Here is a 12,919-nt window from a genome sequence, read left to right as displayed (position 1 = left end):
CGATGACCTGGGTGCCCCGAGTTGCAGAATTCGCGGGTTGGTCATTGGGATACGTGGAGGCCCAACCCGACTTATCAAGGAACTATCATGTCCCAAGTCAACATGCGCGATATGCTGAAGGCCGGTGTGCACTTCGGCCACCAGACCCGTTACTGGAACCCGAAAATGGGCAAGTACATTTTCGGCGCGCGTAACAAGATCCACATCGTCAACCTGGAAAAAACCCTGCCAATGTTCAACGACGCTCTGTCGTTCGTAGAGCGCCTGGCCCAGGGCAAGAACAAGATCCTGTTCGTCGGCACCAAGCGTTCCGCCGGCAAGATCGTCGCCGAGCAAGCTGCTCGTTGCGGTTCGCCGTACGTTGATCACCGTTGGTTGGGCGGCATGCTGACCAACTACAAGACCATCCGCGCTTCGATCAAGCGTCTGCGCGACCTGGAAACCCAGGCCGAAGACGGCACTTTCGCCAAGCTGACCAAGAAAGAAGCCCTGATGCGCTCCCGCGACCTGGAAAAACTGGATCGCAGCCTGGGCGGCATCAAGGACATGGGCGGTCTGCCAGACGCTCTGTTCGTTATCGACGTTGATCACGAGCGCATCGCGATCACCGAAGCCAACAAGCTGGGCATCCCGGTTATCGGCGTTGTCGATACCAACAGCAGCCCGGAAGGTGTTGACTACATCATCCCAGGTAACGATGACGCCATCCGCGCTATCGAGCTGTACATGACTTCGATGGCTGACGCAGTCATCCGCGGCCGTAACAACGTTGCCGGCGGCACCGAAGTTTACGCTGAAGAAGCGGCTGCACCTGCTGCCGAGTAATTAGACGCTAGCGTCGACTTGGCACGCAAAAAGGGGGCTCTGCCCCCTTTTTGCCACCTTGAAATCCTGCTGTCAGCATCGGCCCCGCATCATGGGCTCGCTGAGATAAACACAGCGGATTTGCAGAATTGAACGCCCGTGACGAACGGGTGGAATGGTTGAAAAACTTTCCAAGAGGATTTTGAAATGGCAGCAATTACTGCAGCGCTGGTCAAAGAACTGCGCGAGCGTACCGGCGAAGGCATGATGGATTGCAAGAAGGCCCTGGAAAAGGCCGGCGGCGACATCGAAAAAGCCATTGACGACATGCGTGCCTCGGGCGCCATCAAGGCCGCCAAAAAGGCTGGCAACGTCGCTGCTGAAGGCGCTATCGCCGTCAAGACCGACGGTAAATCCGCCGTCCTGCTGGAAGTGAACTCGCAGACCGACTTCCTGGCCCTGCAAGACGACTTCAAGAACTTCGTCGCCGACAGCATCGAAGAAGCCTTCGCCCAGAAGCTGACCGACGCTGCTCCGCTGATCGCCTCGCGTGAAGCTGCTCGTGAAGCCCTGGTTGCCAAGTGCGGCGAGAACGTCAACATCCGTCGCCTGGTGCGCGTTGAAGGTGACGTTGTCGGTGCCTACCTGCACGGCAACAAGATCGGCGCTGCCGTTGTCCTGAAAGGCGGCGACGTCGATCTGGCCAAGAACATCGCCATGCACGTTGCAGCTTCGAACCCTGAGTTCCTGCTGCCGTCGGAAGTATCGGCCGAAGCCATCGAGCGCGAGAAGGGCGTCTTCCTGCAGCTGAACGCTGACAAGATCGCCGGCAAGCCGGAAAACATCGTCGAGAACATGATCAAAGGTCGTATCTCGAAGTTCCTGGCCGAAGCCTCGCTGGTCGAGCAAGCCTTCGTCATGAACCCGGAAGTCAAGGTTGGCGAGCTGGCCAAGAAAGCCGGTGCTGAAATCGTTTCCTTCACCTACTTCAAGGTAGGCGAAGGCATCGAGAAGCCAGTCGACGACTTCGCTGCTGAAGTTGCCGCTCAGGTAGCTGCTGCCAAGCAGTAAGACAGCCCCGTCTGTCGCCCCGAAGAGGCTGCCCGCTCACGCGCGCAGCCTCTTTGTCAAAACGGCGAAGGGTTTATAAAACCTGCCGCCGCTGGCACCAAAACGGTGCCACGCTACAGTTAGCAGGCTGCAAACAGCCCGCACGAATTTTCTAAAAGTACGCCGCAGGAGAGACTCGCAATGGCTCAGCAGGTGAGTGGTCGCCAACCTCGCTATAAACGCATTTTGCTCAAACTTAGCGGCGAGGCCCTGATGGGCTCGGAAGACTTCGGGATCGACCCGAAAGTGCTGGATCGCATGGCTCTCGAAGTTGGCCAGCTGGTAGGGATCGGTGTCCAGGTCGGCCTGGTGATCGGTGGTGGCAACCTGTTCCGCGGCGCCGCGCTCAGCGCAGCCGGCATGGACCGCGTCACCGGTGACCACATGGGCATGCTGGCCACCGTGATGAACGGCCTGGCCATGCGCGACGCGCTGGAGCGCTCGAACATCCCGGCCCTGGTCATGTCGGCCATTTCCATGGTCGGTGTCACCGATCATTACGATCGTCGCAAAGCTATTCGCCACCTCAACTCCGGGGATGTGGTAATTTTCTCCGCCGGTACCGGCAACCCGTTCTTCACCACCGACTCCGCGGCCTGCCTGCGCGCCATCGAAATCGATGCCGACGTGGTGCTGAAGGCGACCAAGGTCGATGGTGTGTACACTGCCGATCCATTCAAGGACCCGCATGCCGAGAAGTTCGATCACCTGACCTACGACGAGGTCCTGGATCGCAAGCTGGGTGTGATGGACCTGACCGCAATCTGCCTGTGCCGTGACCACAAGATGCCATTGCGGGTATTCAACATGAACAAGCCTGGCGCCCTGCTGAACATCGTGGTGGGTGGCGCTGAAGGTACTCTGATCGAGGAAGGCCAAGCATGATCAACGACATCAAGAAAGACGCGCAGGAGCGCATGACCAAGTCCCTCGAGGCCCTGGCCCGCAACCTGGCGGCAATCCGCACCGGTCGCGCCCACCCGAGCATCCTGGACAGCGTCAAGGTCCCGGCCTGGGGTAGCGAGATGCCGCTGAACCAGGTGGCCGCGATCACCGTCGAAGATGCCCGCACCCTGAAGATCGTCGCCCACGACAAGAACCTCAGCGCCGCCATCGAGAAGGCCATCCTCACCTCCGACCTGGGCCTGAACCCGTCCAGCGCCGGCACCACCATCCGCGTGCCGATGCCGGCCCTGACCGAGGAAACCCGCAAGGGCTACACCAAGCAGGCCAGCGGCGTTGCCGAGGATGCCAAGGTAGCCGTGCGCAACGTGCGCCGTGACGCCCTGGCCGACCTGAAGAAGCTGACCAAGGACAAGGAAATCAGCGAAGACGAAGAGCGTCGTGCCGCTGACGAAATCCAGAAACTGACCGACAAGTACGTTGCCGAAGTCGATGCCGCCTTCAAAGCCAAGGAAAAGGACCTGATGGCCGTCTAAGGCCGGGGTTTTTTAATGGAAAAGACCAAGCCAGCGGCGCCGTCCTCGGTGCCGCGTCATGTCGCGATCATCATGGATGGCAACAACCGCTGGGCGAAAAAGCGCCTGTTGCCCGGCGTTGCCGGGCACAAGGCGGGTGTCGACGCCGTTCGCGCGGTCATCGAAGTCTGTGCCGAGTCCGGGGTCGAGGTGCTGACCCTGTTCGCCTTCTCCAGCGAGAACTGGCAGCGTCCCGCCGAAGAGGTCGGTGCGCTGATGGAGCTGTTCTTCTCGGCCCTGCGCCGCGAGGCCAAGCGCCTCAACGAGAACAACATCAGCCTGCGTATCATCGGTGACCGTTCGCGTTTCCATCCCGAGCTGCAAGCCGCCATGCGCGAGGCCGAGGCGCTGACCGCCGGCAACAACCGCTTCATCCTGCAGATCGCGGCCAACTACGGTGGCCAGTGGGACATCGCCCAGGCCGCCCAGCGGCTGGCGCGGGAAGTGCAAGCCGGGCACCTGCGCCCGGAAGACATCACCCCGGGCCTGCTGCAGACCTGCCTGGCAACTGGCGAGCTGCCGCTGCCGGACCTGTGCATCCGCACTGGTGGCGAGCACCGCATCAGCAACTTCCTGTTGTGGCAGCTGGCCTACGCCGAGCTGTATTTCTCCGACCTGTACTGGCCGGACTTCAAACACGAGGCCATGCGCAACGCCCTGGCCGATTTCGCTTCGCGCCAGCGCCGCTTCGGTAAGACCAGCGAGCAGGTCGAGGCTGGAGCTCGTGCTTAATGCTTAAACAACGCATCATTACCGCGCTGATCCTGCTGCCGATCGCGCTGGGTGGCTTCTTCCTGCTCAATGGTGGGGATTTCGCCCTGTTCATCGGCTTCGTGGTGACCCTCGGCGCCTGGGAGTGGGCGCGCCTGGCCGGGCTCATGGCCCAGCCACTGCGCATCGCCTATGCCGTGGTCGTCGCCGGAGCGCTGATGTTGCTGTACATCCTTCCGGAGCTGGCGCCCTGGGTGCTGGGCGCTGCGGTGATCTGGTGGGGGTTGGCCACCTGGCTGGTGCTTACCTACCCGCGCAGCAGCGAGCTGTGGGCCAGTGCTGCCTGCCGGTTGCTGATCGGCCTGCTGGTATTGCTGCCGGCCTGGCAGGGGTTGGTGCTGCTCAAGCACTGGCCGCTGGGTAACTGGCTGATCCTGTCGGTCATGGTGTTGGTGTGGGCTGCCGATATTGGCGCGTACTTCTCCGGCCGTGCCTTCGGCAAGCGCAAGCTGGCGCCTCAGGTCAGCCCTGGCAAGAGCTGGGAAGGCGTGTATGGCGGCCTGGCGGTCAGCCTGGTGATCACCCTGGTGGTCGGTATCAGCCGCGACTGGGGCTTCGGTCAGATCCTGCTGGGCCTTCTGAGTGCCGCGCTGGTGGTCATGTCTTCGGTGGTCGGTGACCTGACCGAAAGCATGTTCAAGCGCCGTTCCGGCATCAAGGACAGCAGCAACCTGTTGCCCGGCCATGGCGGGGTGCTCGACCGCATCGACAGCCTGACTGCGGCGATTCCGATTTTCGCCGTACTGCTGTGGGCTGCCGAATGGGGTGTTATGTGAGCCGCCCGCAGCGTATTACCGTGCTCGGGGCCACCGGCTCCATCGGCCTGAGCACGCTGGATGTCATTGCGCGCCATCCCGACCGCTACCAGGTGTTCGCCCTGAGTGGCTATTCGCGTATCGACGAATTGCAGGCCCTGTGCGTGCGCCATCGCCCGGCATTCGCCGTGGTGCCGAGCGCCGAGGCGGCCGCGCGACTGCGCGAAAGCCTGGTAGCGGCGGGCTGCGCCACCGAGGTGCTGGAAGGCGAGGCCGGGCTGTGCCAGGTGGCTTCTGCGTCGGAAGTGGACGCAGTGATGGCGGCCATCGTCGGCGCCGCCGGCCTGCGCCCCACCCTGGCGGCGGTCGAGGCGGGCAAGAAGGTGTTGCTGGCCAACAAGGAGGCGCTGGTGATGTCCGGCGCGCTGTTCATGGAGGCGGTGCGGCGCAGTGGCGCCGTGCTGCTGCCGATCGACAGCGAGCACAATGCGATCTTCCAGTGCATGCCCGGCGACTACGCGCGCGGCCTGAGTGCCGTCGGTGTACGCCGGATCCTGCTCACCGCCTCCGGTGGCCCGTTCCGCGAGACTCCCGTCGAGGCGCTGCTGGACGTCACCCCGGAACAGGCCTGCGCGCACCCCAACTGGTCCATGGGGCGCAAGATTTCCGTGGATTCGGCCAGCATGATGAACAAGGGCCTGGAACTGATCGAGGCCTGCTGGTTGTTCGATGCCGCACCGGCCAAGGTCGAGGTGGTAGTGCACCCGCAGAGCGTGATCCACTCCCTGGTGGATTATGTCGACGGTTCGGTGCTGGCGCAGCTGGGTAACCCGGACATGCGTACGCCCATCGCCAACGCCCTGGCCTGGCCCGAGCGGATCGATTCCGGAGTGGCACCGCTGGACCTGTTCGCCATCGCCCGTCTGGATTTCCAGGCGCCCGACGAACAGCGCTTCCCTTGCCTGCGCCTGGCGCGGCAGGCTGCCGAGGCCGGCAACAGCGCACCGGCCGTGCTCAATGCGGCCAACGAGGTTGCGGTCGAGGCATTTCTCCAGCGGCGTATCCGCTTCCCGGAGATCGCGGGTATGATCGAACAGGTGCTCGATCAGGAGCCCGTCGTACCGCTGCCGTCGCTGGACGCGGTGTTCGCCGCCGACCAGCGTGCCCGGGAGCTTTCCCGTGAGTGGCTGAGGCGTCACGGTCGCTGATGCAGGCCCGCCACGGTTCACGAGGGGGCTGGGCATGATGCCAGCCCGCTGAACATCATTCGGAGATGGATATGACAGCGCTCTACATGATTATCGGCACCCTCGTAGCCTTGGGTGTACTGGTCACTTTCCATGAATTCGGCCACTTCTGGGTGGCGCGCCGCTGTGGTGTCAAGGTGCTGCGCTTCTCGGTGGGCTTCGGCACGCCGCTGCTGCGCTGGCACGACCGCCATGGCACCGAGTTCGTGGTCGCTGCGATCCCGCTGGGTGGTTACGTCAAGATGCTCGACGAGCGCGAGGGTGACGTGCCGCCGGCGCTGATCGAGCAGTCGTTCAACCGCAAGTCCGTGCGCCAGCGCATCGCGATCGTCGCGGCGGGCCCGGTTGCCAACTTCCTGCTGGCCATCCTGTTCTTCTGGGTGCTGGCGATGCTGGGTACCCAGCAGATCCGCCCGGTGATCGGTGCGGTCGATGCCGGCAGCCTGGCAGCATCGGCAGGCCTGACCGCAGGTCAGGAAATCGTCTCCATCGACGGCAAGCCGACCAATGGTTGGTCTGCGGTCAACCTGCAACTGGTTCGCCGCCTGGGCGAGAGCGGCACCCTGCAGGTTGGCGTGCGTGAAGAGGGCGCCAGTGCCGAGCGCCAGCTGCAGGTGAAGCTGGACAGCTGGCTCAAGGGCGCCGACGAGCCGGACCCGATCCAGTCCCTTGGGCTGCACCCTTGGCGCCCGGCGATCGTGCCGGTGTTGGCCGAGATCGATCCGAAGGGGCCGGCTGCCGCTGCGGGCCTTAAAACAGGTGACAAACTGCTGGCCCTCGATGGCGTGGCAGTGAGCGAATGGCAGCAGGTGGTCGATGCCGTGCGGGCCCGCCCACAAGCCAAGGTTGTGGTGCGTGTCGAGCGCGATGGTGCTGCGCTGGACGTCCCGGTCACCCTGGCGCGCAAGGGCGAGGGCAAGGCGGCCGGCGGCTATCTTGGCGCCGGGGTAAAAGGTGGCGAATGGCCTGCCAACATGCTCCGCGAAGTCAGCTACGGCCCGCTGGATGCGGTGGGTGAGGGCTTGTCACGCACCTGGAACATGAGCGTCCTGACCCTTGAATCGCTGAAGAAAATGCTGTTCGGGGAGCTCTCGGTAAAAAACTTGAGCGGACCGATAACCATTGCTAAAGTGGCGGGCGCTTCAGCCCAGTCCGGCGTGGGGGATTTCCTGAATTTCCTGGCCTACCTGAGCATAAGCCTGGGGGTTCTTAACCTGCTGCCCATCCCGGTTCTGGATGGGGGGCATTTGCTGTTTTACCTGGTCGAGTGGGCGCGCGGTCGTCCGCTGTCGGATCGGGTGCAAGGTTGGGGGGTCCAGATCGGTATCAGTTTGGTCATAGGGGTGATGTTGCTCGCCCTGATCAACGATCTGGGTCGACTATAAAGCTTCGCTCAATTGCGAAACCTGCCGTCTTGTTGCGGCGGGCTGTTTATTGCCAGTTGGAATAAAAGGACTTCATGAAACGTCTGCTGCTAACTGCGGTCATGTCCGCACTGATGATCGCTGAAGTTCACGCCGAGTCCTTCACCATCTCCGATATCCGCGTCAACGGCCTGCAGCGGGTTTCCGCCGGCAGTGTCTTCGGTGCCTTGCCGCTGAACGTCGGCGACCAGGCCGATGACCGCCGACTGGTGGAGTCGACCCGTTCCCTGTTCAAGACCGGCTTCTTCCAGGACATCCAGCTGAACCGCGATGGCAATGTCCTGATCATCAACGTGGTCGAGCGCCCGTCGGTGTCGAGCATCGAGATCGAAGGCAACAAGGCCATCAGCACCGAAGACCTGATGAAGGGCCTGAAGCAATCCGGCCTGGCCGAAGGCGAGATCTTCCAGCGTGCCACCCTCGAAGGTGTGCGTAACGAGCTGCAGCGCCAGTACGTGGCCCAGGGCCGCTACTCGGCCGAGGTCGACGCCGAGGTGGTGCCGCAGCCGCGCAACCGCGTGGCGTTGAAGATCAAGATCAACGAAGGCACCGTCGCCGCCATCCAGCACATCAACATCGTTGGCAACAACGTGTTCGACGACGAGACCCTGGCGCAGCTGTTCGAGCTGAAGACCACCAACTGGCTGTCGTTCTTCAAGAACGACGACAAGTACGCCCGCGAAAAGCTCTCCGGTGACCTGGAGCGTCTGCGTTCCTACTACCTGGACCGCGGCTACATCAACATGGACATCGCCTCCACCCAGGTGTCCATCACGCCGGACAAGAAACACGTCTACATCACCGTCAACATCAACGAAGGCGAGAAGTACACCGTCCGCGATGTGAAGCTGTCCGGTGACCTGAAGGTGCCGGAAGACCAGGTCAAGTCGCTGCTGCTGGTGCAGCCTGGCCAGGTGTTCTCGCGCAAGGTGATGACCAGCACTTCCGAGCTGATCACCCGCCGCCTGGGTAACGAAGGCTACACCTTCGCTAACGTCAACGGCGTGCCGCAGCCGAACGATGAAGACCACACCGTCGACATCATGTTCGTGGTCGACCCGGGCAAGCGTGCCTACGTCAACCGCATCAACTACCGCGGCAACACCAAGACCGAAGACGAAGTGCTGCGTCGCGAAATGCGCCAGATGGAAGGCGGCTGGGCCTCGACCTACCTGATCGACCAGTCCAAGACCCGTCTGGAACGCCTGGGCTTCTTCAAGGAAGTGAACGTCGAGACCCCGCCGGTGCCGGGCACCGACGACCAGGTCGACGTCAACTACAGCGTCGAGGAGCAGGCCTCCGGCTCGATCACCGCCAGCGTCGGTTTCGCCCAGAGCGCCGGCCTGATCCTCGGTGGTTCGATCAGCCAGAGCAACTTCCTCGGTACCGGTAACAAGGTGTCCATCGGCCTGACCCGTTCGGAATACCAGACCCGCTACAACTTCGGCTTCGTTGACCCCTACTTCACTGCCGATGGCGTGAGCCTGGGCTACAACGCCTTCTACCGCAGCACCGACTACGACGACCTCGACGTCGACGTGGCCAGCTACGCGGTGGACAGCTACGGTGCGGGCGTCAGCCTCGGTTACCCGATCAGCGAGACCTCGCGCCTGACCTATGGCCTGAGCGTGCAGCAGGACAAGATCAAGACTGGCCGTTATACAGTTGATGAGATCTTCGACTTCCTGGAGCAGGAAGGCGATAACTTCCTGAACTTCAAGGCCTCGATCGGCTGGTCCGAGTCGACCCTGAACAAAGGTGTGCTGGCAACCCGTGGTCACTCCCAGAGCCTGACCCTGGAATCCACCATTCCGGGCAGCGACCTGTCGTTCTTCAAGCTCGACTACCGCGGCCAGCTGTTCAAGCCGATTACCAACGACTACACCCTGCGCCTGCACACCGAGCTGGGTTATGGTGACGGTTACGGCAGTACCTCCGGCCTGCCGTTCTACGAGAACTACTTCGCGGGTGGCTTCAACTCGGTCCGTGGCTTCAAGGACAGCAGCTTGGGCCCGCGCAGCACGCCGAGCCGTGGTGCAGCAGTGACTGGCAACGAAGGCACCCTCGCCGACCCGGATCAGGATCCGTTGCCGTTTGGTGGCAACGTGCTGGTGCAAGGCGGTGTCGAGCTGTTGTTCCCGCTGCCGTTCGTCAAGGACCAGCGTTCGCTGCGCACCTCCGTGTTCTGGGACGTGGGTAACGTGTTCGACACCAATTGCGGCAACCAGCCGGATTGCGAGAAGGTCGGTTTCTCGGGCATGGCCAGTTCGGTCGGCCTGGGCGTGACCTGGATCACCGCACTGGGCCCGCTGAGCTTCAGCCTGGCAATGCCGGTCAAGAAGCCGGACGATGCCGACACCCAGGTGTTCCAATTCTCTCTGGGCCAGACCTTCTGAGGTCGGCCCTCGCTTAATGACAACGGTTTATCCAGGAGTGCATCGTGCGTAAGTTGACCCAACTGGCCGTAGTGGCCGCGGCGCTGGTCGCCACCCCGGCTTTCGCCGAAATGAAGGTTGCCGTCCTGAACTATCAGATGGCCCTGCTGGAGTCGGATGCCGCCAAGAAATACGCGGTGGATGCCGAGAAGAAGTTCGGCCCGCAACTGACCAAGCTGAAAAGCCTGGAAAGCAGCGCCAAGGGCATCCAGGACCGTCTGATCAAGGGCGGCGACAAGATGCAGCAGCAGGAGCGCGAGCGCCTGGAGCTCGAGTTCAAGCAGAAGGCCCGTGACTTCCAGTTCCAGTCCAAGGAACTGAACGAAGCCAAGGCCGTTGCTGACCGCGACATGCTCAAGCAGCTGAAGCCGAAGCTGGATGGCGCTGTCGAGGAAGTGATCAAGAAAGGCGGTTACGACCTGGTCCTCGAGCGTGGCGCGGTCATCGATGTCAAGCCTCAGTACGACATCACCCGCCAGGTCATCGAGCGCATGAACCAAGCCCGTTGATATGACCGTGACCATGACGCTAGGCCAGTTGGCCGAGGCCCTCGGCGCCACCCTCAAGGGGCCCGAGGCGCTGCAGATTACCGGGCTGGCCACCTTGCAGGAGGCTGGCCCAGGTCAGTTGAGCTTCCTCGCCAACCCGCAGTACCGCAAATTCCTGGATAGCAGCCAGGCGGCCGCGGTGCTGCTGAAGGCGGTGGACGCCGAAGGCTTTGCCGGCAATGCGCTGATCGTCGCCGATCCGTACCTGGCCTACGCGCGCATTTCCCACCTGTTCGACCCCAAACCCAAGGCTGTGGCGGGTATTCATCCCAGCGCCGTGGTGGCCGAGGACGCGCAGGTGGACGCCAGTGCCAGCATCGGGCCGTTCGCGGTCATCGAAAGCGGTGCGCGCATCGCGGCCAATGTCAGCGTGGGTGCACACTGCGTGGTCGGTGCTCGTTGCGTGATCGGTGAGGGTGGCTGGCTGGCTCCACGGGTCACCCTGTACCATGATGTGACCATCGGCAAGCGTGTGGTCATCCAGTCGGGTGCGGTGATCGGCGGTGAAGGCTTCGGCTTTGCCAACGAGAAGGGCGTGTGGCGCAAGATCGCCCAGATCGGTGGTGTAACCATCGGCGACGACGTGGAAATCGGTGTCAACACCGCGGTCGATCGTGGCGCGCTGTCGGATACGCGGATCGCTGATGGGGTCAAGCTCGACAACCAGATCCAGATCGCCCACAACGTGCAGATCGGTGAGCACACGGCCATGGCCGCCTGTGTCGGAATTTCCGGCAGCACGCGCATCGGCAAGCATTGCACCATTGCCGGAGGTGTCGGCATGGTGGGTCATATCGATGTCTGTGATAACGTTTTCGTGTCCGGGATGACCATGGTGACCCGTTCGATCACCGAACCGGGTGCCTATTCTTCCGGCACTGCCATGCAGCCACTGGCTGAATGGCGCAAGAGCGCCGCGCGTATCCGCCACCTGGACGACATGGCCAAGCGTCTCCAGCAGCTGGAAAAACGCGTCGATACCGTGACCTCAGGTGGCCAGCCGACATCAGAAGGCTGATACCATTCCCTGAGCAAGAGTGAACAGTCGCTAGCTGGCTCCTCTTTGGACTGCAAAAGGAGCGTGTGGTCAGCACCTGCGCTCCCTATTCTTATTACAGGCTTCCCCCCCGAAATGATGGACATCAACGAGATTCGCGAATACCTGCCTCACCGTTACCCGTTCCTGCTGGTGGACCGCGTGACGGAGCTGGACTACGAGGCCCAGAGCATTCGTGCCTACAAGAATGTCAGCATCAACGAGCCGTTCTTCAACGGCCATTTCCCGGCTCACCCGATCATGCCGGGCGTCCTGATCATCGAAGCCATGGCACAGGCCGCGGGTATCCTCGGTTTCAAGATGCTCGACGCCAAGCCGGCCGATGGCACCCTGTACTACTTCGTCGGCTCCGACAAGCTGCGTTTCCGTCAGCCGGTACTGCCGGGTGACCAGTTGGTGCTGGAAGCCAAGTTCCTCAGCCGCAAGAGCATGATCTGGAAATTCGAGTGCCGCGCCCTGGTCGACGGCAAGCCGGTTTGCTCGGCAGAAATCACCTGCGCGGAACGCTCCCTATGAATTCGATTGATCCTCGGGCCATTATCGACCCGTCGGCCAAGCTGGCCGATGGTGTCGAGGTCGGCCCCTGGTCGATCGTTGGCCCCGATGTGGAAATCGGGGAGGGCACCGTTATCGGCCCGCATGTTGTGCTCAAAGGGCCGACCCGCATCGGCAAGCACAACCGTATCTTTCAGTTTTCCTCGATCGGCGAAGACACCCCGGACCTCAAGTACAAGGGTGAGCCGACGCGCCTGGTGATCGGCGATCACAATGTGATCCGCGAAGGGGTGACCATTCACCGCGGCACCGTCCAGGATCGTGCGGAAACCACCGTGGGCGACCACAACCTGATCATGGCCTATGCCCACATCGGCCACGACAGCGTCATCGGCAACCACTGCATCCTGGTAAACAACACGGCCCTGGCCGGCCATGTGCACGTGGGGGACTGGGCGATCCTGTCCGGCTACACCCTGGTGCACCAGTACTGCCATATCGGTGCCCACGCGTTTTCCGGCATGGGCACGGCGATCGGCAAGGATGTCCCGGCCTTCGTCACCGTGTTCGGCAGCCCGGCCGAAGCCCGCAGCATGAACTTCGAAGGCATGCGCCGCCGGGGTTTCAGCGACGAGGTGATCCATGTGCTGCGCCGTTGCTACAAGATCGTCTATCGCCAGGGCCTGACCGTCGAAGACGCGCTCAAGGAGCTGGACGAACTGGCTGCGAAGCACCCTGAGGTCGATCTGTTCCGTCAGTCGATCGTGAACTCCGCCCGCGGCATCACCCGCTGAC

The 12,919-nt window shown here is 62.4% G+C and carries 13 protein-coding genes; all 13 read left to right on the top strand.

Translation table 11 applies throughout. From position 1 onward, the window contains the following. Positions 1–87 precede the first annotated feature (87 nt). The 13 genes from rpsB (at position 88) to lpxA (ending at position 12,918) form a co-directional block, all read left to right on the top strand. Positions 88–825 (top strand): 30S ribosomal protein S2, encoded by a 738-nt coding sequence (gene rpsB / locus CAG44_RS20655; RefSeq protein WP_003252287.1) that lies wholly within the window; start codon positions 88–90, stop codon positions 823–825. 186 nt (positions 826–1,011) lie between these two features. Beyond that, a complete protein-coding gene (tsf, locus tag CAG44_RS20650; RefSeq protein ID WP_013971250.1) occupies positions 1,012–1,875 on the top strand; it encodes a translation elongation factor Ts in 864 nt (287 codons plus the stop codon). Positions 1,876–2,055: 180 nt separating this feature from the next. Then, positions 2,056–2,799, top strand: coding sequence for a UMP kinase (gene pyrH / locus CAG44_RS20645; protein ID WP_003252294.1), 744 nt, complete (start codon positions 2,056–2,058; stop codon positions 2,797–2,799). Further along, positions 2,796–3,353 carry a ribosome recycling factor gene (gene frr, locus CAG44_RS20640; RefSeq protein WP_025337974.1) on the top strand — a complete coding sequence of 186 codons (558 nt, stop codon included), beginning with the start codon at positions 2,796–2,798 and terminating at the stop codon, positions 3,351–3,353. The genes pyrH and frr overlap by 4 nt, the downstream gene beginning before the upstream one ends. A gap of 15 nt (positions 3,354–3,368) precedes the next feature. After that, positions 3,369–4,124, top strand: a complete 756-nt coding sequence (uppS, locus tag CAG44_RS20635; RefSeq protein ID WP_015269194.1) for a polyprenyl diphosphate synthase — start codon at positions 3,369–3,371, stop codon at positions 4,122–4,124. Continuing rightward, entirely contained in the window at positions 4,124–4,939 is an 816-nt protein-coding gene (locus CAG44_RS20630; protein ID WP_013971253.1) for a phosphatidate cytidylyltransferase, read from the top strand. The genes uppS and CAG44_RS20630 overlap by 1 nt, the downstream gene beginning before the upstream one ends. Next, complete coding sequence (ispC, locus tag CAG44_RS20625; RefSeq protein ID WP_085587678.1) at positions 4,936–6,126, top strand: 1-deoxy-D-xylulose-5-phosphate reductoisomerase; 1,191 nt, start codon at positions 4,936–4,938, stop codon at positions 6,124–6,126. The genes CAG44_RS20630 and ispC overlap by 4 nt, the downstream gene beginning before the upstream one ends. A gap of 71 nt (positions 6,127–6,197) precedes the next feature. Further along, positions 6,198–7,550, top strand: coding sequence for an RIP metalloprotease RseP (rseP, locus tag CAG44_RS20620; RefSeq protein WP_085587702.1), 1,353 nt, complete (start codon positions 6,198–6,200; stop codon positions 7,548–7,550). Between the two features lie 74 nt (positions 7,551–7,624). Next, positions 7,625–9,985: an outer membrane protein assembly factor BamA gene (bamA, locus tag CAG44_RS20615; RefSeq protein ID WP_075043984.1), complete on the top strand. Its 2,361-nt coding sequence runs from the start codon at positions 7,625–7,627 to the stop codon at positions 9,983–9,985. Between the two features lie 44 nt (positions 9,986–10,029). Beyond that, complete coding sequence (locus CAG44_RS20610) at positions 10,030–10,533, top strand: OmpH family outer membrane protein (protein ID WP_015269197.1); 504 nt, start codon at positions 10,030–10,032, stop codon at positions 10,531–10,533. 1 nt (position 10,534) lies between these two features. Continuing rightward, on the top strand, positions 10,535–11,590 hold the full coding sequence (gene lpxD, locus CAG44_RS20605) for a UDP-3-O-(3-hydroxymyristoyl)glucosamine N-acyltransferase (RefSeq protein WP_075043985.1): 1,056 nt from the start codon (positions 10,535–10,537) through the stop codon (positions 11,588–11,590). Positions 11,591–11,704: 114 nt separating this feature from the next. Next, on the top strand, positions 11,705–12,145 hold the full coding sequence (gene fabZ / locus CAG44_RS20600) for a 3-hydroxyacyl-ACP dehydratase FabZ (RefSeq protein ID WP_004375427.1): 441 nt from the start codon (positions 11,705–11,707) through the stop codon (positions 12,143–12,145). Beyond that, a complete protein-coding gene (lpxA, locus tag CAG44_RS20595; protein WP_025337980.1) occupies positions 12,142–12,918 on the top strand; it encodes an acyl-ACP--UDP-N-acetylglucosamine O-acyltransferase in 777 nt (258 codons plus the stop codon). The genes fabZ and lpxA overlap by 4 nt, the downstream gene beginning before the upstream one ends. Position 12,919 lies beyond the last annotated feature (1 nt).

The organism is Pseudomonas sp. B13(2017) (genome assembly GCF_002113245.1).
Classification (GTDB): domain Bacteria; phylum Pseudomonadota; class Gammaproteobacteria; order Pseudomonadales; family Pseudomonadaceae; genus Aquipseudomonas; species Aquipseudomonas putida_Z.
The sequence above is the reverse complement of the archived record's forward strand: the minus strand, read 5'-3'. Positions and strand labels throughout refer to the sequence as shown.